The organism is Sivoneniella epilithica UHCC 1019 (assembly GCF_040830845.1).
Classification (GTDB): domain Bacteria; phylum Cyanobacteriota; class Cyanobacteriia; order Leptolyngbyales; family Leptolyngbyaceae; genus ULC077BIN1.
Map to the genome: position 1 here is coordinate 1 of NZ_JBFPDP010000052.1, position 22,348 is coordinate 22,348.

The 22,348-nt window shown below is 47.5% G+C and carries 22 protein-coding genes; 14 read left to right on the forward strand and 8 right to left on the reverse strand.

Annotated features, from left to right (window positions below; translation table 11 throughout):
* Positions 1-159: 159 nt before the first annotated feature.
* The 3 genes from AB3R30_RS22475 to AB3R30_RS22485 form a co-directional block, all read right to left on the reverse strand.
* On the reverse strand, positions 160-1,506 hold the full coding sequence (locus AB3R30_RS22475) for a C1 family peptidase (RefSeq protein ID WP_458651447.1): 1,347 nt from the start codon (positions 1,504-1,506) through the stop codon (positions 160-162).
* A gap of 74 nt (positions 1,507-1,580) precedes the next feature.
* Complete coding sequence (locus AB3R30_RS22480; protein ID WP_458651448.1) at positions 1,581-2,069, reverse strand: helix-turn-helix domain-containing protein; 489 nt, start codon at positions 2,067-2,069, stop codon at positions 1,581-1,583.
* A gap of 278 nt (positions 2,070-2,347) precedes the next feature.
* The gene (locus AB3R30_RS22485; RefSeq protein WP_458651449.1) at positions 2,348-2,872 is read right to left on the reverse strand and encodes an SRPBCC family protein; all 525 of its coding nucleotides are present in this window, start codon (positions 2,870-2,872) and stop codon (positions 2,348-2,350) included.
* Between the two features lie 462 nt (positions 2,873-3,334).
* On the opposite strand from AB3R30_RS22485, the gene hemF reads away from it, so the two are divergent.
* Both hemF and AB3R30_RS22495 read left to right on the forward strand, forming a co-directional pair.
* Positions 3,335-4,387: an oxygen-dependent coproporphyrinogen oxidase gene (hemF, locus tag AB3R30_RS22490; RefSeq protein WP_458651450.1), complete on the forward strand. Its 1,053-nt coding sequence runs from the start codon at positions 3,335-3,337 to the stop codon at positions 4,385-4,387.
* A gap of 137 nt (positions 4,388-4,524) precedes the next feature.
* On the forward strand, positions 4,525-4,905 hold the full coding sequence (locus tag AB3R30_RS22495) for an STAS domain-containing protein (protein WP_458651451.1): 381 nt from the start codon (positions 4,525-4,527) through the stop codon (positions 4,903-4,905).
* Here the strand turns inward: AB3R30_RS22495 and AB3R30_RS22500 are convergent.
* The gene (locus AB3R30_RS22500) at positions 4,902-5,519 is read right to left on the reverse strand and encodes a CpcT/CpeT family chromophore lyase (protein WP_458651452.1); all 618 of its coding nucleotides are present in this window, start codon (positions 5,517-5,519) and stop codon (positions 4,902-4,904) included. The two genes, AB3R30_RS22495 and AB3R30_RS22500, sit on opposite strands and share 4 nt — an antisense overlap.
* A gap of 169 nt (positions 5,520-5,688) precedes the next feature.
* Between AB3R30_RS22500 and psb29 the strand changes: the two genes are divergently transcribed.
* Both psb29 and AB3R30_RS22510 read left to right on the forward strand, forming a co-directional pair.
* Positions 5,689-6,432 carry a photosystem II biogenesis protein Psp29 gene (gene psb29, locus AB3R30_RS22505; protein WP_458651453.1) on the forward strand — a complete coding sequence of 248 codons (744 nt, stop codon included), beginning with the start codon at positions 5,689-5,691 and terminating at the stop codon, positions 6,430-6,432.
* Between the two features lie 3 nt (positions 6,433-6,435).
* Entirely contained in the window at positions 6,436-8,331 is a 1,896-nt protein-coding gene (locus AB3R30_RS22510) for a lipoxygenase family protein (RefSeq protein ID WP_458651454.1), read from the forward strand.
* Positions 8,332-8,342: 11 nt separating this feature from the next.
* On the opposite strand, the gene AB3R30_RS22515 is transcribed toward AB3R30_RS22510, so the two are convergent.
* Complete coding sequence (locus AB3R30_RS22515; protein WP_458651455.1) at positions 8,343-9,017, reverse strand: HEAT repeat domain-containing protein; 675 nt, start codon at positions 9,015-9,017, stop codon at positions 8,343-8,345.
* Positions 9,018-9,206: 189 nt separating this feature from the next.
* The gene (locus tag AB3R30_RS22520; RefSeq protein WP_458651456.1) at positions 9,207-10,643 is read right to left on the reverse strand and encodes an MFS transporter; all 1,437 of its coding nucleotides are present in this window, start codon (positions 10,641-10,643) and stop codon (positions 9,207-9,209) included.
* Between the two features lie 71 nt (positions 10,644-10,714).
* Between AB3R30_RS22520 and AB3R30_RS22525 the strand changes: the two genes are divergently transcribed.
* Complete coding sequence (locus tag AB3R30_RS22525; RefSeq protein WP_458651457.1) at positions 10,715-11,251, forward strand: phosphoribosyltransferase; 537 nt, start codon at positions 10,715-10,717, stop codon at positions 11,249-11,251.
* Positions 11,252-11,421: 170 nt separating this feature from the next.
* The gene (locus AB3R30_RS22530; RefSeq protein WP_458651458.1) at positions 11,422-11,739 is read left to right on the forward strand and encodes a hypothetical protein; all 318 of its coding nucleotides are present in this window, start codon (positions 11,422-11,424) and stop codon (positions 11,737-11,739) included.
* Positions 11,740-11,746: 7 nt separating this feature from the next.
* Here AB3R30_RS22530 and AB3R30_RS22535 read toward each other — a convergent pair whose 3' ends face one another.
* On the reverse strand, positions 11,747-12,718 hold the full coding sequence (locus AB3R30_RS22535) for an AEC family transporter (RefSeq protein ID WP_458651459.1): 972 nt from the start codon (positions 12,716-12,718) through the stop codon (positions 11,747-11,749).
* 103 nt (positions 12,719-12,821) lie between these two features.
* On the opposite strand from AB3R30_RS22535, the gene AB3R30_RS22540 reads away from it, so the two are divergent.
* From AB3R30_RS22540 to AB3R30_RS22560, 5 genes are all read left to right on the forward strand, one after another.
* The gene (locus AB3R30_RS22540) at positions 12,822-13,646 is read left to right on the forward strand and encodes a M15 family metallopeptidase (protein ID WP_458651460.1); all 825 of its coding nucleotides are present in this window, start codon (positions 12,822-12,824) and stop codon (positions 13,644-13,646) included.
* Between the two features lie 54 nt (positions 13,647-13,700).
* Positions 13,701-14,231 (forward strand): DUF2059 domain-containing protein, encoded by a 531-nt coding sequence (locus AB3R30_RS22545; protein WP_458651461.1) that lies wholly within the window; start codon positions 13,701-13,703, stop codon positions 14,229-14,231.
* Positions 14,232-14,333: 102 nt separating this feature from the next.
* A complete protein-coding gene (locus AB3R30_RS22550) occupies positions 14,334-15,038 on the forward strand; it encodes an ATP-dependent Zn protease (RefSeq protein ID WP_458651462.1) in 705 nt (234 codons plus the stop codon).
* Positions 15,039-15,143: 105 nt separating this feature from the next.
* Positions 15,144-15,524, forward strand: a complete 381-nt coding sequence (locus AB3R30_RS22555) for a hypothetical protein (protein ID WP_458651463.1) — start codon at positions 15,144-15,146, stop codon at positions 15,522-15,524.
* Between the two features lie 64 nt (positions 15,525-15,588).
* The gene (locus AB3R30_RS22560; RefSeq protein ID WP_458651464.1) at positions 15,589-16,020 is read left to right on the forward strand and encodes a hypothetical protein; all 432 of its coding nucleotides are present in this window, start codon (positions 15,589-15,591) and stop codon (positions 16,018-16,020) included.
* A 46-nt stretch (positions 16,021-16,066) separates the two neighbouring features.
* Here AB3R30_RS22560 and AB3R30_RS22565 read toward each other — a convergent pair whose 3' ends face one another.
* A complete protein-coding gene (locus tag AB3R30_RS22565) occupies positions 16,067-18,454 on the reverse strand; it encodes a bifunctional serine/threonine-protein kinase/ABC transporter substrate-binding protein (protein ID WP_458651465.1) in 2,388 nt (795 codons plus the stop codon).
* Positions 18,455-18,610: 156 nt separating this feature from the next.
* Here AB3R30_RS22565 and AB3R30_RS22570 point away from each other — a divergent pair, with 156 nt between their 5' ends.
* From AB3R30_RS22570 to AB3R30_RS22580, 3 genes are all read left to right on the forward strand, one after another.
* Complete coding sequence (locus AB3R30_RS22570; protein ID WP_458651466.1) at positions 18,611-19,468, forward strand: 3'(2'),5'-bisphosphate nucleotidase CysQ family protein; 858 nt, start codon at positions 18,611-18,613, stop codon at positions 19,466-19,468.
* A gap of 207 nt (positions 19,469-19,675) precedes the next feature.
* The gene (locus AB3R30_RS22575; RefSeq protein WP_458651467.1) at positions 19,676-20,368 is read left to right on the forward strand and encodes a Crp/Fnr family transcriptional regulator; all 693 of its coding nucleotides are present in this window, start codon (positions 19,676-19,678) and stop codon (positions 20,366-20,368) included.
* Between the two features lie 51 nt (positions 20,369-20,419).
* The gene (locus AB3R30_RS22580) at positions 20,420-22,303 is read left to right on the forward strand and encodes a M61 family metallopeptidase (RefSeq protein ID WP_458651468.1); all 1,884 of its coding nucleotides are present in this window, start codon (positions 20,420-20,422) and stop codon (positions 22,301-22,303) included.
* Positions 22,304-22,348 lie beyond the last annotated feature (45 nt).

Below are 22,348 nucleotides of genomic sequence, written 5' to 3' on the forward strand. Positions count from 1 at the left end.
GGGGTAATTCAGATGGATGATAAGTTGGCACTTTCACCCTACCTGTTTTGCCCCTTCCTTATCCCGAACTCAGGTTATTTTACATACCCGGAATCAAGTCTCTAGGGCTTTTATTCCTCTTCTTCCCCATAGTCTTCGCTGCTATCTTCTATTTCCTTTTCATTCATACTCCTCACTTTCTTCCTCACCAGAGTCTTCCTCTGAGTATTCTTCAGACGGATCTTCACTCTCTTCATAGTCATCAGCTACAGTTTCAGTCTCTTCTGAATATTCTTCAGTCTCTTCTGAATATTCTTCAGTCTCTTCTGAATATTCTTCAGTCTCTTCTGAATATTCTTCAGTTTCTTCTGGGTATTCTTCAGACGGATCTTCACTCTCTTCGTAGTCAGCATCTACAGTTTCAGTTGATTCTTCGGACTCCTCCAAATATTCTTCAGTTTCTTCGTCATCAGCGTCTACGGCTTCAGTCTCCTCCGAATATTCTTCAGTTTCTTCGTCATCAGCGTCTACGGCTTCAGTTGATTCTTCATAATCCTCAAAGCCTTCCTCAGATTCTTCACTTGATTCGTCCTCATACTCGACATAATCATAGGTATAAGCTGATTCTGTGTCTGTCTCTAGTTCATCGCCAAACAGGTCGAAAATGGCATCTGCAACGGCAAAATCGTCTTCGACCCATACGCCTTGACTAAAATCTAGATCGCTCACCGCGCGAACCGCCCATAGCTCTTGGCATAGTTCAGGATTGGTCATGTAGCTGTAGGGCACATAACAGTAGCCCTTTTCGCCCCAGTCTTCGCCCCAAGAATTGCGAACAATAAATGCTTGCGATTGGTCAGAATAGCCGACGCATAGCATGGCGTGCCAGCCGTGTTCTGTACGTCCTTGTTCAGAGGGGGCAGGAACCGGAGCAATGCCGTGCTTTTGGGCTTTGTCGAAAGAATGGAAAAGCTTGAGTCCGAAGGCGAAGGGGAAGCCTTCAGCGAGACAACTCTTCATGGCGGTTAGGTCACATTCAATTTCTTGAGCTTCTTGCACCAAAAAATTACGGGCTTCCTCGTAAGCAGCATCGTGGGGTTGCACGTTGACTTGCGCTTCATCATATGCCCAGGTTGCTTCGCTACAGGCTCCATGTTCTTGCAGTACTTGAATGGCAGAGACGATCATGCAGCCCACATCTTCTTTACTGTTTTCGTAGGCACGGGCGTTGTAGTAAATAAATAGGCGACTGACATCGCCAGCGTCACCATTTGCCCGTTTTGCCAGATATTCGTAGGCTCCAGCCATTGAGTTGGCAACACAACTGCTGAGTTGGGATTGGTTTTCGACGGCGGTCATGTAGGGGCGCAAATCAACACGGGGGGGCAATTGGTCAGACTGGAAGCGATCGCTGGAGTATTTTTGAGAGTTGGGTGGTTTTTTGCCGTTAGCGGGTTGAAAGCCACCGAATTTGATTTTTTGTCCGGTTGTGCGATCGATCAGGGTCGTAATTTTATGGCGTGTCATGGGTTGCGTGGGTAAAATTCCAGTGATCTGCTTCTGGTATTCCCCAAACCGCTCCTGAACTCCCGCAGGGTAATTTAAGGATCTTCTGACTCAAGCGTAAACTTGGCTTTCTCAGCAACCAGAGTTAGATAGTTTGAAGACGCTCGCGAGGGTTCATAGACCGCTTTTTCCCACTCGCTAACGGTTTGCTGGCGGATGCGGAGTTCTTTTGCAAAACCTGCTTGGGTTAGCTGCATGTGCGATCGCAACGCTTTGACTAACTCTCCGTTCCACTGAATTTCGTCATTTACGCGCTGCACTCTGTAGACTTGAGGCGGTTTGTGGAAGGTAACCTGTTCATCCAAAAAATTTAGATCTTTGACTAGATAGCCTGCACCCATCCAAGCAGTGGCTTGCAGCGCTCCTTTGCTACGATTGCTCCACCATGCCCGATTGTGGCGGGCAGAATCGGGTAAGGGCGCATCCATGAGCGTTTCAATATCTGCAAAGGTTATCACCACTTCAGCGCGATCGCTCTGCTGTAAATACTCCAATAGTGGCTGATATTTGCTTCCACCCTTCATAAACTCATTTCACGACAGGTCATAGACTATAGCAACGGATGAATAGGTTAAGACGCAAAAATTCTTGAAAAATAAGAAATAACGGACGATTATCGTCCTTCATACTGCTTGAACAGTGATCCTGATTAGCATGGGTGTTTCCAAAATAGAATCGTCCTAATTCATAGAGACACTTCACAAAACTGCTGATCCCCAGTAACTCAATGGAACTGCTGAGTAAAATCGCGATCGCAACCTTACTAGCTTTCTTTCAACAGTCAACACATCCGATCTTCTGGCTAAAAATCAAAGCAGTCACGCTTAGACGGTTTGAGATTGCTAGACACAGCTTGTACGATCGACTGTTCTGCCGACTGCACTAACTTCAATGCCACCTGGGCTGCACAGGGACGCATCAGCGACCATAACATTGGGGCTAACCATCCACGCAGCGTCACCGAATAAGAGACACAGGTTCCACAAACAGTTGATTCCACCCGATAAGTGACCTGTTCTTCTAACCCTGGCAAAACCAAAATGCGGACACTGAGCGCCTCTTGAGGACGAACACGCTCTACAAAAATTTGGATTGGAATTGGAATCAGCCGGGTAAAAGCTTGATAGATCAAACCAGGTTTGACCACTAATCCATAAGGAACATTAGTGCTAGCAATAATCGGATGCCAAGATACATCTTCAAGGTCTGTAATCTTGTTCCACAAGTCTTCAACCGAAGCAGAACTCAGCGCTTGATAGGTTCTAACGAGAGGCGTTTGCGAGACAGCTTTGTCACGAGGATTGAAATTAAATAGACCGCTAGACATGGCTGAGTCCTCTTTTATCGAAGCCTATTCTAATAATCCTCTATTTTATCCAGAACCCTGTACCTAAAAGATCGTTCCAACGTAGGTTTTCTACAAATTCTTCGTTTAGGCGCGATCGCTCAAACAGGTCACCTAGTAAGATTATTGACTGATTCGTCTGTCTTGCCTGTAAATTTCAACAGTTTAAACCGCTGCAACAATCCATGGTTGCAGCACCAATTCGCGGTAGGCTTAGAAAGCTTGAATGCCAAAGTTTAGCCGTTTAATACTTTACTTATTCGTTCTTAAGACTTCTCAATCTAACTCGAATTGTTTGAGATTTAAGTGCGATTTTAGGTAAGAATATAGTCTCAGTTTGACTCCTATCGAATTGAAACGTGCAATAAGCGCAGAAATCATCTGTTTTTTGGTTCGCAAGTTTCAGCACACTATAGACCAGTTTGTATCAGGAATTGGGTGGGTATGACAGCTTTTTTTACTTCTGAAGCAGCCATCGTTGATAATGCTCTTCCTCCTAGTGACTCTCGTGAGCGGGTCAGTCAGTTATTACGCAATCTGCAAGACGAAATTTGCAGCGGCTTAGAGCAAGCAGATGGAACTGGTAAGTTTCGTGAAGACAGTTGGGTTCGCGAAGAAGGCGGTGGTGGGCGATCGCGCGTCTTACGGGATGGCAACATGATCGAGCAAGGCGGGGTAAATTTCTCTGAAGTCTGGGGAAAAGACCTGCCGCCTTCGATTTTGGTTCAGCGTCCGGAAGCGGCTGGGCACGGATTTTATGCAACGGGCACTTCAATGGTGCTGCATCCCCGCAATCCCTACATTCCCACCGTTCACCTAAACTATCGCTATTTTGAAGCGGGTTCCGTATGGTGGTTTGGCGGCGGCATTGATCTCACGCCTTACTACCCCTTTGCAGAAGACGTAGTGCATTTTCACCGCACTCTCAAGCAAGCCTGTGATGCTCACGATCCCCACTACTATCCTGCCTTTAAGCTGTGGTGCGACGAATATTTTTACCTGAAACATCGCAACGAAACCCGTGGGGTTGGCGGATTATTTTTCGACTATCAAGATAATCAGGGCAAGCTGTATCCCATCTCCTATCCCGGCTCTCATAGTGATACCCCTGCCGCTCATTACAGTCAATCAGTCGGCGATGTTCAAGGACGCAGTTGGGAAGATATCTTTGCCTTTGTGAAAGATTGTGGAAAAGCCTTTTTACCCGCTTATGTGCCGATCGCGGAGCGACGTCAAGCCACAGAATATGGCGATCGCCAACGCAACTTCCAGCTTTATCGGCGTGGACGATACGTTGAGTTTAATCTTGTATACGACCGGGGCACCATCTTTGGCTTACAAACCAACGGGCGCACTGAATCCATTCTCATGTCTTTGCCTCCCCTAGTCCGTTGGGAATACGGCTATGAACCGGAACCTAATACCCCAGAAGCTGACCTTTATACAACCTTCCTCAAACCGCAAGATTGGGTTAACTGGACTCTGCCAAATTCTTAGGGGGTGGGTTAGACTACAAGGAAACAAATTTTATTCAACAAAGTTTGTTGCTATTGAGTAGACTTGTGTCAAAATTTAGGTTGAGCCGTAGTCGTCACCCAGATATCCACTGCGTTTAGGAGAAGGGACTGATCCCTATGGAGCAAAAATCGATTCATATGGAGCAAAAAAACCATACCACTCAGGATGGCACCACTGTAATCGTCTTGGTTCCAACTGGGCGTTTGGATATTACTACTGCATGGCAGTTTCGCCTTAAGCTACAGGAATGTATATCCAAGCTAAGTCGGCATGTGGTAGTCAATCTGGGTCAGGTTAATTTTATTGATAGTTCCGGGTTAACCTCTTTGGTTGCTGGAATGCGAGATGCTGACAAGGTGAGAGGGAGCTTCCGCATTTGTAATGTTCATCCTGAAGCGCGGTTAGTGTTTGAAGTAACCATGATGGATTCAGTATTTGAAATTTTTGATACTGAAGAGGAAGCTTTAGAAGGCGTTCCCCGTGGGATTGCTAGCTAAGTCTCGTTTATCTTTTTAGATAGTTCATCGCTATAATCTTGAGTCTTTGTGTACTGATAGGGACCCATCATTGCCCCCCATAAAGCTTTATTGCTTTTTGGGTCTATCCCTTTATCGTAGGTTAAGTACTGATTAGCGCTTGCTTCAAAACCAAGGATCACTTGCCGCACTTCTCCTTGATAGCTGAAGCAACAACGAGCCTCCTCTGGAGGTTTTGCAATGAAGCGATCGCCCTCCCCAAGTCTTACATTCAAAATGCAGCCCGGTAACACTCTAATCTGTTCAAGCGCGATCGATTTAAGCACATCTGGGTTACTTCCAGCCCCTTTCACGCTAGTTGGATCTTTGAATTCATAATATTGAATTTGTAGAGCCTGAAGAGATTCGGATGCAGGTTGTAATCGCATCAAGCGCTGACGATAGGGATTTTGCAAATTCATAACACTTGCTTGTTCAGCAAAGAGCGTGATGCTGTCTTCACCAAAAAGTGCCACTGGACGCTGCCATAGCCGCAAGTGAACATACCAAACAGGTTCAGCCGCCGCTTGCTTAGAATTCTCAAATTCGCCTGTAAGGTAAGAGGCTAGGGTGAGCAGGTTGGGGGAAGGGGGCATGGTGAGGAAAGAAAAGGGAAGAGTTTTGAGTTCTCAATTTTGAGTTTTTAATTTTGAATTGTCAAAAGGAAAGGGGTGAAGTTGTCGATTTGCTACTTTTTTAACAAAACTTGGCAAACGTCTCATCACGAGCGAGAATAAAGAAGAGATCAACCACCAAAATTCTACTGTGAATACTGTCCGTACCGTTTCAGATACTAAGCGAGCTTTTTACTCCTGCCATACTCGCCCAATTAATTCGATTTATCGTCGGGTGGTTGAAGAATTAATGGTGGAGATGCATTTACTTACAGTTAATGTAGATTATCACTATGACCCAATCTACGCCTTGGGAGTAGTTGCTTCATTGGATCGTTTTATGCAAGGATATCGCCCTGAGCAAGATAAGGATGCGATTTTTAACTGCCTGTGCCAATCACTGCCAGATGATCCTCAACGCTATAAAGGCGATGCAGACCGCTTAACAACGTTTGCTCACTCAATTGGCTCCACAAAAGAGTTGGTGTCTTGGGTAGAAAATGCTGCCACGATCTCATCGGGTGATGAGCTACAGGAACAGTTCAAAGCGATCGCCAACAATCCTAAATTTAAGTACAGTCGGCTATTTGCAATTGGGCTGTTCACCTTACTTGAATCAGTTGATGCGGCAGCAACGAAAGATGAAGTTCAGCGTAATCAGCTTTTGAAGGAAGTCTGTGCGGCTCTGCGAGTGCCCGAAGACAAAATCCAGAAAGATTTAGAGCTTTATCGTAGCAACCTAGAGAAAATGATTCAGGCTCAAGCGGTCATGGAAGATATTTTGAAAGCAGATAAGAAAAAGCGGGAAGAACGGCTTCAGGCAAATAGTAGTAATGGAACTAGTTCTGTGGATGTGGCTGAAACGCCCAAAAATGAAGCAGCTTCAGGTTCTTAAGGTATGTCCTCTCATACGCCTCCAAATTCTCAACAGGGTTACTATCGCTATGATCCGACTGGCTTAGATCAACAAGGTCCGGCGCGTCTTTTTTCCCCTATTGGGGAGGATGGCGTTGTCCGGTACATTGCCACTCGGCTAGGACAAGCTGCGGTTGAGCAGGGGAAGCTATCTCAGCCTTTGAGTCTGTTGGGTAGTCAGTGGAAGCGTACCGTTCACAAAACGGATGAACTGTGGAACTTTCTCACCACGCAGCTCGTTAATTTAGAAATTTTTCAGTCGGGCTGGTTTAATGTTGATTTGCCGCCGGATGAGCAATTTGGGGTAGGGTTCGTTCGCGATCGCCGCGATATGACGGGGGTATTATTATCAGCCCGACAAGCAGCATCAAAAGAAACTCAGCTAACCCAAGCTAGAGCGCGATTTTATGAAGTTTTGGAGCAACATCGGCGATCTCGCCCCGTCGTTGTTCATATCCATGAGCGGGATGGTGGGTTAAGCGATCGCGAGTTTGCCCGTCAGCGCCTTGCAGGACAAAACCCAATGGTGCTGCGTCGCCTCCAGTCTGTTGATCAGCCGTTGCTAGAAAGTTGGGGTAGTTTAGAGTGTTTGCTTGCTAATGGCGATCGCGTTGATCTAGGGCAAGCGGCGATCTCGAATCGATTGTTCGTGGCAGACTACCCAATCTTGCAGAGCTTGGCGGTTGCCGATTTGCAGCCCGGACGCTATGTGGGAAGTCCTATTGCACTATTTTATCGCACTCAAAATGAGCTAGAACCGCTGTTAATTCAGCTTGAAACTGGGCATGTTATCACCCCACACAGTGCTTCAGGGGATGCTTGGACGCAAGCAAAATTATGGGTGCAAGTGGCGGATGTGACCCATCACGAGTTGATTACTCACCTGTGTGATACGCATCTGGCAATGGAAGCTTTTGCGATCGCGACTGCGCGCCAGTTGCCCACCAGCCATCCGTTATATCGACTGCTGCATCCCCATTTTCAATTTTTGCTAGCCATTAATCATCGCGGCAATACGGTGCTTTTAGGGGAAGGAGCCGCGATCGACACTCTAATGGCTCCAACCCGCCAAGCCTCAATTGGATTGATCAATCGGGCTTATCGATCGCGATCGTTCCAAGATTTTGCTTTACCCAAAAATATTCACCAGCGAGGCATTGAGTCCGAATTCTTGCCAGAGTTTCCCTATCGAGATGATGCTCTGCTGCTATGGGATGCCATTCATCGCTATGTGACTCAGTTTTTACAGCAATACTATCCAACGGATGAATCGGTGCAGCAGGATCGTTATCTGCAAGCTTGGGCAGCAGAATTAGGCAGTTCGCTTAGCGATCGCCCCCAGAGTGATTTTCCGCAAGCTCCCTCTTGGCTACCGACCGACGCGATCGCCCAAGCAGGTCTAGATTTGAGTGAACTGCCCGACTATCCACGAGTGCCAGGGTTTCCAACCGAGATTTATAGCTTAGAGAATCTGGTTGAGATTACAACTCAATTAATTTTCACCTGTGGACCTCAACATGCAGCGGTAAATTTTAGCCAATTTGACTATGTAGGCTATGCGCCCAATGCGCCGCTAGCAGCCTATTGTCGCCCCGATTGCTGCACTTCCACCGATCAACTACTGCCTTCGCTGAAACAAGACTTGGGGCAAATTGAGTTGAGTTTTGCCCTCAGCGGCATTCGTTGGGGCAGATTGGGCAGTTCTGACTTGATTGACTTCAAAGATATTGGCGATCGCCAAATATTAGAGCAGTTTCGCTCAGAACTAGTCGCGATCGAGCAAGAAATTACTCATCGCAACCACAAGCGAGTTGCTTCCACAGGAATTTCTTATCCTTATCTACTCCCATCTCGTATTCCCAACAGTATTAATATTTAGCGAGTGCAGTGTCAGTCAATCACTTCTGCCAAACGTTCTAGTGAAATTCGGGCAGCTTCTGCAACCTGTGGATGGCTATCTTTTGCTAGATATTTTGCTGCGGAAACGCTTTTTGGAGTAGGCAAATGTCCCAATGCTTCCGCAAGCCGTTGACGAACCAGCCAATCTTCTGACTGAGCAAAACGGAGAATGTGATCTACAGAGTCGATCGCCTTAATTTCACCCAATGCCGCGATCGCTGCCTGCTGAAGTACCACTTCCTCACTATCCAACGCTTGAATCAGCACATCATAGGCACGCGGGTCTTTCAAATTGCCCAACGAAACCGCCGCACTAAACCGCACCAACCATTCCGTATCTTCATAAAAAGTGCGAACCAGCGGCTCAAATGCACGAATGTCTTCCAAATAGCCCAACGCTCCGGCTGCATCAGCGCGAATGCTGTAGTCTGGCTCATTCGTTAAAACATCTAGCAACAACGGATAGCATTCATCAGTCTGTTTAATGCCTAAAGCAAACACCGCCATCGATCGCACTTGCAAATTTTCATCATGCAGCACTTTTTTAATCAACGGCACCGCATCGATCGCCGGCACATCTCGCAACGTTGCCAACGCAATTCGGCGATCGCGCACATTCTCACTCTCCAGATCCGCCGCAATTTTTTCTAAATTTGGCTGGGTCATCCTAATAATCTCGTTACAAAACTTTACTATCAAGTCATTATAGCTGAGATATGAGTACGGAGTTGGGAAGTACGGAGTTGGGAAGTACGGAGTAATCATCCAGGTTAGGAAGCTCAAAACTCAAAACTCGAAACTCGAAACTCAAAACTCAAAACTCGAAACTCGAAACTTTTAACCCCTCGCCCTTGATCAAACTCCTTGCCGTTTGCGTTCTTCCAGCTTCAATAAAATCTCAGCGTGAACTTCGCGGGTAATCGGGTAAAAATATGCTAGGACTAACCCAATCAGCAAAACCACGGCTGGAATAGGACCAATCATCAGCCGAATTGCCAACAGTGCTGAGTCTGGCTGAGTTGGACTCGGTTGACCCGCAGCCGTCTTTAGGAAACCCGAAACTTGCAAAGCTTGCCCGACCAAAAATACCCCGATCGCCAGCGCCACCTTTTGCAATAACACCATATATCCATAAAAAAGCCCCTCCCGGCGTTGTCCAGTATTCAGTTCATCCAACTCAATCACATCGGGAATCATCGACCAGGGCACCAGATAGGCAGTCGATACCCCAAAACCAGCCATGACTGCCAACACATACATCCAAACGACCTGTCCGGGTTGCAAAAGAAATAGACCAATTTGGGCAATCACCCACAGCGACATGCCCATAAAATAGACCGCTTTTTTGCCAACCCGCTTACTCACCGCCGTCCAGACAAACAGCATGACCAAGCCCGTCACCTGCACGGCAATCACCACCTTGGTAAAGTCTTGAGCCGTTAGCCCCATCCAGTTTTGAACAAAGTAGGGAATGATAGCGACGGTATTTTGCACCGCCAGCCAAGAGCAGAGATAGATTCCCACCACATAGAGAAAAGGGCGGTTGCGAAAGGCAACTTTTAGCTGTTCTAGGTAAGTCATTGTTTGGGGAGGGGATGGATTCGCTTGACGGCGAGCTTCTCCTTCTAGCACGCGGTGCCGAATCCCAAACACGCACCAATACAAAGGCAAGACGGAAATGACTGCACACACGCCCCCAATCAACAAATATTGCTTAATCGGATCATTGGGAAAGACTCCAAATAAAATTAGCGCAATAATTAGGGATAAAATACTACCGCTGATGGAAAAAGCAAACCGAAAACTATTAAGACTGGTGCGCTCATCGTAGTTTTGAGTCAGTTCGGGCGTAAGGGCAGTGTAGGGCAGGTTGACAACCGTATAAAAAGCGTTAGAGAAGATGCTGATGACGATGTAGTAGCCAAATAGCCCCCACTGGTTGGTGCTAGGATTGTCGCTGAATTGGGGCACAACCCATTGCAGAAAGAAAAAGATGCCAAAAGGCACGGCTCCCCACAACATCCAGGGTAAGCGCCGCCCCCATTTGCTTTGAGTGCGATCGCTCAACGCCCCCACCATCGGGTCATTAATCGCATCCCAAATCTTGCCAATTAGCAAAATGCTACCTGCCAAGCCCGGATCTAAGCCCGCCACATTGGTAAAAAAGACCAATAAAAACACCACCACAATGTTTGCAGTAATCGCAGGACCTAAATCGCCTGCTCCATACGCCATTTTTGTCCAAAAACTGAGTGGGCGAGAATTAGGGCTTTCGGAATCAGGATTGTTCATAACAAGATGTGTAAAATTTCGCCAACAGTTGTATTATTCTCTTCGACTTCTGCAATGCAAAGAGCTTGACCATGCCAGATCTTTATGTTTCTTGGGAAGATTACCATCACACGATTGAGCGACTGGCTGTGAAGGTACATCAATCCAACTGGCAGTTTAATCAAATCATTTGTTTGGCAAAAGGCGGTTTAAGAGTGGGAGACATTTTATCCCGGTTATATGATGTGCCCCTTGCCATTTTGTCTACTGCGTCTTATGGAGGCAGCAACAATCAATCTCGCGGTTCGCTAGTTTTTTCTCATGATCTCACCAAAACTACCGCAAATTTGGGTAGCCACATTTTATTGGTGGATGATTTAGTCGATTCTGGAGTAACGCTCAAGAAAACCCTCGATTGGCTCGATCGCAAATATGGATTTTATATCGAAGAAGTTCGCACCGCCGTACTTTGGTACAAACACTGTTCCGTGATCACTCCTGACTATTACGTAGACTACTTGCAAGACGATCCTTGGATTCATCAACCCTTTGAACCCTACGAGCAAATGTCGATCGCCGAACTAGTGACTATCCACACTGCCAAATCAGACGATTGGAGTTCAAAGTAATGCAATCACTTTTGCAAAGCGCAACCAAGACTAAAGAAAATGTGTTTTTGATGAAGTTTAGCCATAACCCTAAAGCGATCTTTAAGATGAAGTAATGTCTCTAATAGTAGATATCTGTAGATACCAGATTGATCACCTGCCATTACGCTTTAGATGTTTGAGCAAAATTTATGGATACGAATGACAACCCCCAAGTCCCTGAGACCCGCTCATCGTTCCGCCCTAAACGAATTGGTGGGTACTTGGTCGATGCTGGCTTACTCACGCCTGCCCAAGTCAACGTGGTGTTGGATGATCAGAAAGTAAACGGGCTGCGTTTTGGAGAAATTTTGGCGGCGCGGGGTTGGGTGAAGCAGCAAACGATCGAATATTTGATGGAAAAAGTCATTTTGCCTGAGCAAGAGTCTTTACAGAAGCAAGATGATTTGAGTGATTCTACTTATCAATCTGCTGATGTAGATACCCTTAGCGAACCGCAGCTTTCCTAGCTTATGGCTATCCACCAAAGAGCCATAGCCATAATGGTAAGGTCAGCAATAAGGTGAGGCTACCGATCGCGATCGCGGTGACTGCCAGTTCAGAGTCCAAATCATAGGCTTCTGAAATCACCAGCGTGGCAAAGGCAGGCGGCATCGCCATTTGCAGCAAAATTGCTCGATGCACCAATCCCTGGACTCCTAAAATCCATAAACCGCTGCCAATCACCAGCGGCACCAACAGCATTTTAATACTGAGGCTGAAAGCAGCGGGTTGAATGCTTTTGAGTGAAGCTAACTGGCTAAGGCGCATTCCCACTAGCACCAAAGACAGCGACACTATGCCCCAGGCAAACCCTCGTAAACTTGCCTCTGCAACGGGTGGAATTGCTATATCCCGAACGGCTAACCCTATACCAAAGCCCCATAGCGCCGGATTAGTCAATAGGGGGATTAGCGATCGCTGCCAGTTCGGTTCATTGGCTTGAGGATTGCCCCACTGCGAAACTACCATCACCCCTAAGCCATACGCTCCTAAAGTAGAGCCGAGCATGTCATAAAATATTGCCCAAGCGAAATAGTCTGAACCGACTAGCGCTAGAGAGACCTGAAACCCAATGTAGCCCGTATTGCCCACCATTGAAGTGAGTAGAAAACTTGCCTGGGTTTTGCGGTTCCAACGGGCGCGATCGCCCCCCCTATTCTTGCCAAATCGTTGCTGAATCCACGGCTGTCCATATTGCATCCAAACCCACGCCAAGCTGCCACCCAACAAAATCGCCGCCCAAGCAGCCATCGGAGCAATCCACAGCGATGCAGAAATCAGCGCGTGACGCAGAAACGCCACAATTCCAATTGGCACCCCAATCCAGAAGAGAAATTTGCCAAGAGCGACAGGAGCCTGAGCGGGTAATAGTCGCCCTAAAATCCAGCCCAACCCGGTCCAGCCTAGTAGCGGAATGTAAATTGCCAGCAGTTTGTCAAATGGCATGAGGTGACTGAATGCTTATTGGAAAATTCGATTTCAGTCTACAGTTCCTAGTGTTAAGATGTTGCTCGTGAAACAGGCGCTCAACAGAGCAGGAGTCAAACGCTTGGATAAGGTTAGCGCACCAGACAACTCCTCGGATGTCACGAAACATCTGCCAGATGATATTCCGGTTGCACTCCGCGACACGCCCACGGCTGCACCGCCTACCGTGGATCGTTCAATGTTGATGGCAGGCTTGACAACGCTAGGCGCGATCGCCCTACTGGGTGGCATTTTGGTAGCCGTTCAGTTTCAGCGTTCCAAGCAAGCTCAGGCTGACGGTGCAGCAGTTGCCGCCAATTCTGCTCAATCGGTAACAGCAACTCCTCCAACGGCATCGCCAACATCATCGCCAACAGCGACACCCGTCAATACAGACATAATGCTAGGGCACTTTCGCTATCCAGAAGCCACTCAAAACGAGTTGAGCGCTATTACTGCTGATGGCTCAATTAAGCTACGAAAAGCCGCCGCCAAAGCCTATCAAGAGATGCAAGCCGCCGCCCAGCAGGAGGGAGTAAGTCTTGTCCCACTTTCCGGCTTTCGCACACTCCCCGATCAGGATTATCTGTTTTTTGGCAAAAAAGCAGAACGAGGGCAGGTTGCCGCTGAACGGGCAAAAGTAAGCGCACCTCCCGGCTACAGTGAACACCATACGGGCTATGCCTTGGATATTGGGGATGGCAATGTGCCTGCCATGCACCTCAGCCCAGATTTTGAAAATACGGCTGCTTTCAAATGGCTCAAAACAAATGCACCCTTCTACAGCTTTGAAATATCGTTTCCCAAAAATAATAAGCAGGGTGTGAACTACGAACCCTGGCATTGGCGCTTTGTAGGCGATCGCGCCAGTCTCGAAACATTTTATAAAGCACGGATCAAAAAATAGCGATCGCTCAATTTTTGCCGAATCGCTCATCGTTCAATGAGTTAGGACTGACCTATGTTCAACCTTCAGTCATGGCGTTCAAGGTGGCTGCTCGTAGTCTGTATTGGGCTTGCCGCCTGTACAGCAAACTCTCAGCCAGAACCTTTCCAACAAAGTTCAGCAATAGGGAATACGGTGCAATCCAAGTCGGAATTAGCACGAGCCGTTCTCTCAGAAATCGGCATCGCTCAGCATTACGATCTGTACCTTGGCAATAGTGTTGACATTACCGTTGCACCCTTTACTAGACCAAAATTTCATGCGTGGCTGCAAGGCATTTTGGCACAACAAGCAGGATGGAAATATGCAGAGTCTAAATACATAGTGCGGCTAGAAGCTACTTTTTCGGAAGCAGAACTAAAAGAATTATTGACTTTAGCCAAGCAACCTGTGATGAAAAAGCTGCTGCAAGCTGAAGTTCAAGCCTATGTAGATGCAGCCCCGGAACGGCGTAAGTTACTTCAAAAAGTCTGGAATGATTACAATTCTGGTCGAATTCAAATGCCACCAGAGGTTTTGAAAGAAGCCGAGCAACCGCGCAAATAATCCGTTGTTCAAACCTACGAGCAGATTTAGCCTCAGCCGACCGCTACCGATCTACATTTGTTGCTAGGCTAAATATTAATCGCCACTTACAAATTACTCTCGATGAGTCAGTTGTCCCTCAATCTGGTTGCCATTTCTATCTTTGTGATCACCATGTCCGCGTTGCTGGGACCGGTGATGCGGTTGTCTCCAGTGGTGCCCGCGATCGCCACAGCCAGCGTTTTAGGATTGGCAGCACTAGATACTCTTACCTGGCAAGGGCGCGGTTCCACGTTGATGTTGGATTGGCTAGCGGGATTTTCTAAAGAGCATCGGGCACGAATTACCCGACATGAGGCAGGGCACTTTTTAGTAGCTCATCAGTTGGGCATTCCCGTTACAGATTATACCCTCAGTGCCTGGGAAGCTTTGCAGAAGGGGCATCCAGGGCAGGGCGGTGTTCAATTTGATACTCAGTTTTTGGATGCAGAGTTGCAGCAGGGTAAATTATCAGCCTCCATGCTCGATCGCCTGTGTACGATTTGGATGGCAGGCGGTGCTGCTGAAGCGATGGTGTATGGCAATGCAGAAGGGGGCGACGACGATCGCGGAAAGCTGCGCGCCTTACTGAACCAAATTCGCTTTTCAACCGCCGACACTCAACAAAAGGAGCGACTTTCCGTCTTGCAGGCTAAAACCTTACTAGAGACCCATTGGGCTGCCTATGAAGCGCTGGTTGCTGCCATGGAACGCCGGGAGCCTGTGGAAGAATGCGATCGCATTATCACGGCTGCAATCGCGTTACCCGAAAATCCTTCACTCTCATAATTTTTAAAGTTATAAAAAGCGCCGTCCTAAGAGGAACACGCTAAAGTAGTGGGAGCCAATGACACAATTGCGATCGCTAGCCACCCTTGGAGGAGACGACCTGAAATGAATCAATCAAAACTGGAATCCACTCGCTATTCTGTTTACTGTCTTTTAGGTGGGCTAATCGCCGTAACGATTCCTTGTTTTACGGCTGTTTCGGTTCAGGCTCAAATTGCCGCCCCCCTGCAAGACTCCCGCGCCAAAGACGATGCCAATTTTTTCTCTGGGCAATCTGGGGATGCAACCAGTAGCTTTACAAATATGATGCTTCGCGCCCTACAAGGACCCTCTGTGAGTGCTGAAGACTTTGCCTCCGATAAACGGGAAAGCTTAGACAAAGAAACTGCTAATTTTCGTAAACAGCAGGCAGATCGCCTCCGTCAGCAAGCGCCCCAGTCTACAACCCCCAGTGTTTTAGAAGTCGGTACGCCTAAATCTAACTAGTGACATCCCCAAAATCAACTGATAGGCTGGATGCGAATACTTTTCTTGGTGTGAGGTATCTTGCATGTCTATTCAGAAAATAACTGGGATTTTTGCTTCGGCTGTGTTGGTTGGGTGTGGAATTGAAGGTTTTGGCAGGTCAAGCGCTGCGATCGCGGTGCCCACACAAGACCTATCTGCCCAAGCTGCACCCATTGAACTCGCCCAGGCAACACCCGTTTGTCGGCGCATTTTGCCAACTCCCGCGCTAATTAGAACGAACGGTGTTTTGCTGCGTTCCCAAGCCTCTAGAAATAGCAAACTTGCTGGAGTGGGTTATGCACCGGCTGAAAAATTCGATACCAATCTCAATGTCCGCAAATCTAGCGATGGTTTACTCTGGCTGGAAGTGACCAGTCCTCGTGCGGGTTGGGTCTGGGCAGGCAACGGCAACAGGAATACCAGTCCTAGCGATTTGAGTGGTAGCAAAATTACGAATGTTGGTGTCTGTCTATAAGGAATTCTGCAATTCTTGACTAGCTCCCTCTCCCGCTGGGAGAGGGCTAGGGTGAGGTCTGTTTTTTGGATGAAGGTGGACTAGGAAAACGAGGCGTTAAGGGAGTAAATAAATATCGTTTGGTAGAGCCTATAGTCAGCGGTGCAATGGTGATGTAGCTGGGTGCCTGTCCGCGATCGCGTTTCACCTGAAAGCTTACTATGCCCTTGGCTCCGATGACTGAAAAACGAGGCTCTGATAAAGCGCGATAGACTCCATCCCGCGTCGGTTCTTGGCTTAACCCCTTAATCAGCGCTTGAGTTGCATCATAGGCAAGGGCAGTCCGCCAACTGATCAAATCTTTTTGCTCCCAAAGTTTTGTAGCTTGTTGTAAAAAGGGCGTATTCGTTACATCTACAGGCACCGCCAATACCATTCCCACTGCCTTATCTTTGGCAATTTTAGGAACCCGTGGCGTGAACATGCTATCTCCACCCAAAACGGGAATCCGTCGATTGGCGCTTTCAATCACTCGAATGGCTTTATCCATGACTTCACTGTCGGGTGCCAGCATAATGACTTCAGTTTTGTTGGCGATCGCCCGATTCACGCTATCTTCCGCATCAAAATCTGGTCGAGACAGGTCAATTTCTTCTGTTATTGCCATATCTGCCACGCCGCTGTAATCCAGTGCCGTTTTGAACTCCCTGGTTAACGATTGGCTGTATTTACTGTTGGAGTTAGAAAAAATCACCACTCGGCGCTTCTGCAAAACACTGACCAGATAGTCTTTCAGTGCTTTCGCAGTTTGCTGATCCGTCGGCATCGTCCGAAAAATGTAGTTGCCAACCTCTCCCAGTTTCATCGCTGAACTGACTGGCGCAATCATCACAAGCTGCTGATCTTGGTAAACTTGGGCGGCAGTAAAGCTCGTGTCGCTGGTGCCATGCCCAATCACTCCTAACAAATTGGGATCTTTGGACAGGCTCTCTGCCACCTGCTGAGCAACTTCTGGCTGGTTGCCGTCATCCGCGATCGCTACCTTCAGCGGCACCCCCCGAATTCCTCCTGCCTGGTTAATTTCAGTTTGGGCTGCTGCTACACCCCGTAAGATCTCCTGAGCCGAATCTAGCGTATTACTCAGCGGCACAGCAGCAGCAATCAAATAGGCTTTATTGGCTCCAATTCGGGCATTGTTTAAGTAGATTAACGTTTCAGGATCACTAGGATTTTCTGACCGAGCCGCTTCAAAAGAAGCAACAGCTTGGTCATAGTTTCCGGCGGCAATGTGATCAATGCCTTGCTGCTTTTGAAGACTGGATGACCACCGATTCAACTGCTTAGTGCCCGTACTGATGCGATCGCTCTCTAGAGAAGTATTTGGCGCTGTGATTGTCCGGCTCACTTGCCACGGTAAATTCTCAGGAGAATCAGCCAAACTGCGAACTAAAATTGCAACGGCTAAAGTTCCTAGAATAGCAAGACCCATTCGTGCAAAAGACGATTTGTTGGAAGCCCCAAACAGCCGGGTAATCTGGCTAGAACTCACTCCCCTTGCAACGACGGGTTGACTCACTAAAGCGGTGGGATCAGAGAGGTGTGCTGGAGAATGGGTTAATAACGTAGGAGCCGCTGAAATCATCTGCCGTAACGCTTGCAAGGCTTCACTTGCCGAGTGAAAGCGCTCCATAAAGTGAAAGCGCGTCATTTTATGAAGGACAGCGACGAGTTCATCACTGGCGATCGCCTGATCTTGCCAAATGAGTTCAGAGGTTTCATGGTTATGGGGCAATTGGGCTGGATGAGAACCCGTTAATGCTTGAATGCCCACCATTCCTAGAGAATATAAATCACTGCTGAAACGCGGTCGCCCTAAGCATTGCTCACTCGCCGCATAGCCAGTCGTATAAATTGGCATACTTAAGCTGGTTTCACCCGTCGCTTCCGCAACCGTATTGCCAATCGTTTTAACGGCTCCAAAATCGATCAGAACGAGCTTACTATCTTGGCGACGGCGAACTAAATTGGCAGGTTTAATATCTCGATGAATCACGCCTTGAGCATGAACATATTCCAAAATACTCAGAACATCTTCTAGCAATGGGATCACCTCAACTTCACTCAGTTGAACACCTCTAGCCAACTCAGCGCTAAGCAGATTCCCTTCAATAAACTCTTGAACGAGATAAAATTGCTGATTTTCCTCAAAATAGGCTAACAAACGAGGAATCTGGTCATGCTTGCCTAACTGCTCTAAGGTTTCGGCTTCTGCCTGAAATAATCGCCTGACCTGTTGCAAAACAGCAGTGTCACTACTATTAAAGGTCAGATGCTTGAGAACACAGTGAGGATTGCCAGGACGTTGTGTATCCTCTGCAATGTAGGTGTGCCCAAATCCACCGGAGCCTAAAACCTCAATCACCTTGTAGCGTGCACCGATCAGTTCGCCTATCATCGTATTTACGGAGTGCAGCAGAATGATGCTTCTGAGAGTGAAGCGCTTTTTGTAAAAGACTCGATCGCGACTTTAGTTGCCCTACCCGCATTAAAAGGCTAGTTTATCAGACTACTATGAATCCTAAACCATGATGCCGTGTAATCCCTCTGCGTGATGAACCCAACTTTTCTAGAGTTAGACCCCCAAATTCGTGCGATCGTGCGGCACTGTGGTCTACAAATTATTCAAATGGCGAGTCAAGAGTTTGAGGTTTTTGAAAAGGGACCTGAAGATTACGTGACAACGATTGATCAAGCACTGGACGCACAGCTTTCAGCAGCGTTTTTAGATCTCTTTCCTAACGATGGTGTGATTACAGAGGAAGATATTCAGTCGCGGCAACAGTTTTATCAAAAATACGATCGCCTGTGGTGCATTGATCCCTTAGATGGGACAGAAGATTTTATTCAGGGACGAAGCAATTACTCCGTGATGGTGGGGTTACTAGAACACTATCAGCCGATCGCCGGCTGGATTTATGCGCCTGCTTCTGATCAACTGTATTATGGCGGTGTCGATTGGGGGCTGTTTCAAACTTCAGCAGATGGGGCACCGATGCCGCTGGCGATCGCGCCTCAGATTTTTTCAGCCGAGTCCTGCCGGATCATGATTGGGCACCGCGATCAAACGCGCTATGGAGCCGCGATCGCCCACCAAATTCCTAACGTAGAATTTTCCTCCCTTGGCAGTTTTGGTTTAAAGGTACTAGAAGTCATCACCGGAAAAGTAGGGCTATATCTTTACCTCAATGGACGAGTTAAATTGTGGGACACAGCAGGTCCATTAGCCCTAGCAAAAGCGGCAGGACTCACCTGCTGTACGCTGGAAGGAGAGCCGATCCAATTTTCGCCCGATGCCATTAACCCCGATACGCTTGCTCATCATCAGTCGATTGTGATTGGTTGGTCAAGCTATGTGGAAGCACTCCGACCCAAGTTAGCACTCGCTGTGAAGTTGGTTGCGGAAAAGTGACCGTTGCACAGGCTCTAAGACTGTTTATACTGATAGTTCTTATCCTTTAGTTCTTTCTTTCCGTTGCTTTTATTCGCCGATACAGTTTTGGAAATGCTTAAATTAAGTGACTTGGCGGCTATTTGACTATTTAAGTATCGTTATCCATGATGGTTCAAGATTGCTAGTATTTTTGAAGCTCCATTATTTTATTCCAACCATTTTTCCATGCAGACCGAAGCGTTTAGTGAGCTTTTCCCTTTGTTAACGGCAGCTAATCCAGAAACTCTGGAATGGCTGCTTTCTGTTGCCGTCGAACATGAATATCCTGCCAACCGGGCGGTGTTGATGGAAGATGCCTGGGGCAATGCAGTGTATTTTGTTGTGGCTGGCTGGGTTAAAGTGCGGCGACTGTCGGGGTCTAGCGAAGATAACGTGGTCACCTTGGCTATTTTAGGGAAGGGCGATTTCTTTGGGGAAATGGCAATTTTGGATGAATCGCCGCGATCGACCGATGTCAGCGCACTCTCTAGCGTCAAGCTCATCAGCATTTCAGCCCAGCGATTTATCCAAACCCTGTTTAAAGATCCTCAACTGCATCACCGCATGTTGCAGCTAATGGTAAGGCGATTACGGCAAACTAATATTCGGTTTCAACTGCGCCACAAACCGCCAGCAGTGAAGTTGGCAAATACACTAGTGGCGCTTGGCGAAAATTATGGACAAGACTCGAATAACGGCACTGAAATTTTTAATATTCCACCCAAAGATTTGGCAGATGTGAGTGATATTGGGGTAGAAGAAACCTCCAAAATTATGGAAAAGCTGGATAGCAAAGGCTGGATTAAGATCGACCATGCTAATCAGTCCATGCATTTGGTTAACATGAAGCAACTAATGCATTTGGCAGGCAAAGTTTAGAAAACTTCTTGTAAAGTACTATCATCCGTCGTTAGAAAAGCGCCCCTACTGATGAATCGAGAAACTTGGGAACCTGAAACAGGAAAACTGTTTGATCCCTTAGCCCCGTCTGGGGTTCATCCCTATGTGGATAAGGATTTGGAGGGCGCGATCGCTGTAGGGAGCGTTTCACGAATTGCCCCTGTCCAGCCGATCCAACTGCACTATCAGGTGGCGATGTCTAAACCTGAATCGCATCTGTTTGAGGTGACCCTGCATGTGAGTGATTGGCAAGCAGACACGGTGCTTAACCTCAAGATGCCCGTCTGGACTCCCGGTTCCTATCTGATTCGAGAGTATGCCCGTCACTTACAAAACTTTAGCGCCGTTAGTTCCGCAGGTTCTCCTTTGCCCTGGCGTAAGGTCGGTAAAAACCACTGGCAGATTGATCCTCAAGGCAACACGACATTAACCATTTGCTATCAAATTTATGCCAATGAGCTTTCAGTGCGCACCAATCATTTGGATAGCACTCACGGCTATTTCAATGGTGCAGCGCTATTTTTCTATAGTCCTGGATATGAGCAGAACCCAATTCGGGTAGAGATTATTCCCCCTCGGTCAGATTGGCAAATCACGACGACGTTACCCGCTATCCCTGAAGTTACAAATACGTTTGAGGCGATCGATTTTGATACGCTAGTTGACAGCCCGTTTGAGATCGGCAATCATCAACTGTTTGAGTTTGAAGCACTGGGAAAACCCCATCAGCTTGCTGTTTATCGAGAGGGCAATTTAGAGAGCGATCGCCTAATTAGTGACATTCAACGACTCATTCAAGTGGAAGCAAATTTGTTTGGTGGCTTACCCTACGATCGCTACCTTTTTTTGCTGCATCTTTCATCTCATGGCTTTGGTGGGCTAGAACACAAAAATAGTTGTTCTTTGATCTATCAGCGCTTTGGTTTTCGGAATAAAGATAAATACGATCGCTTCATTCAACTGGTTGCCCACGAATTTTTTCACCTGTGGAACGTGAAGCGCATCCGCCCAAAAGCGCTAGAAGTTTTTGACTATGAACAGGAAAACTACACGCCTTCCCTTTGGTTTAGCGAAGGAACCACCAGTTATTACGACTTGATCATTCCCTATCGAGCCGGAATTTATGATATTCGGACTTATCTCAATGGGCTTAGTAAGGAAATCAGTCGCTTTCTGACGACTCCTGGCAGGCTTGTGCAGCCCTTAGCAGAATCTAGCTTTGATGCTTGGGTCAAGCTTTATCGGCAGGATGCCAACAGCCCAAACACTCAAATGTCTTACTATCTCAAAGGCGAAATGGTGTCGTTGCTGTTAGATCTGCTGATTCGAGAGCGCCATAGCAACAAGCGATCGCTGGATGATGTACTGCGCCTACTGTGGGAGCAATTTGGTCAACCCGAAATTGGCTTCACGCCAGAGCAACTTCAACAAACGATTGAAACAGTGGCAGGCACCGACCTGAGTGATTTCTTTCAGCACACTCTCAACACTACTGAAGAACTCCCGTTTGACCAATATTTAAAGCCATTTGGACTGCGGCTGCTGCCCGATCGCGATGACAGCCTTCCGGTTCTCGGTTTCACCCTAAAAACAGAACAGGGTCGTGACGTAATCAAGTTTGTGGAAAGTGGCTCCCCGGCTCAGCAGGTTGGGATTGATGCTGGCGATGAACTGCTGGCAATCAACGGCATTCGCATTAGTGCCGACCAATTGAGCGATCGCCTGCGGGATCATCAACCCGGTGATTCGCTGCAAGTGACCTGGTTCCACCAAGACGAATTACGCCAAGCAGCGCTAACCTTGAGCGCACCTCGCCCTACTCGCTTCCAACTTATTCCCTGCGATCGCCCTACCCGTAAACAAGAGCAACTCTTCCACGGCTGGCTGGGTGTCTCTCTGGGCGAAATCATGTAGGCGATCGCCCAATTGCTAACTCCAATCTTGCAACTTTAGCGTTTC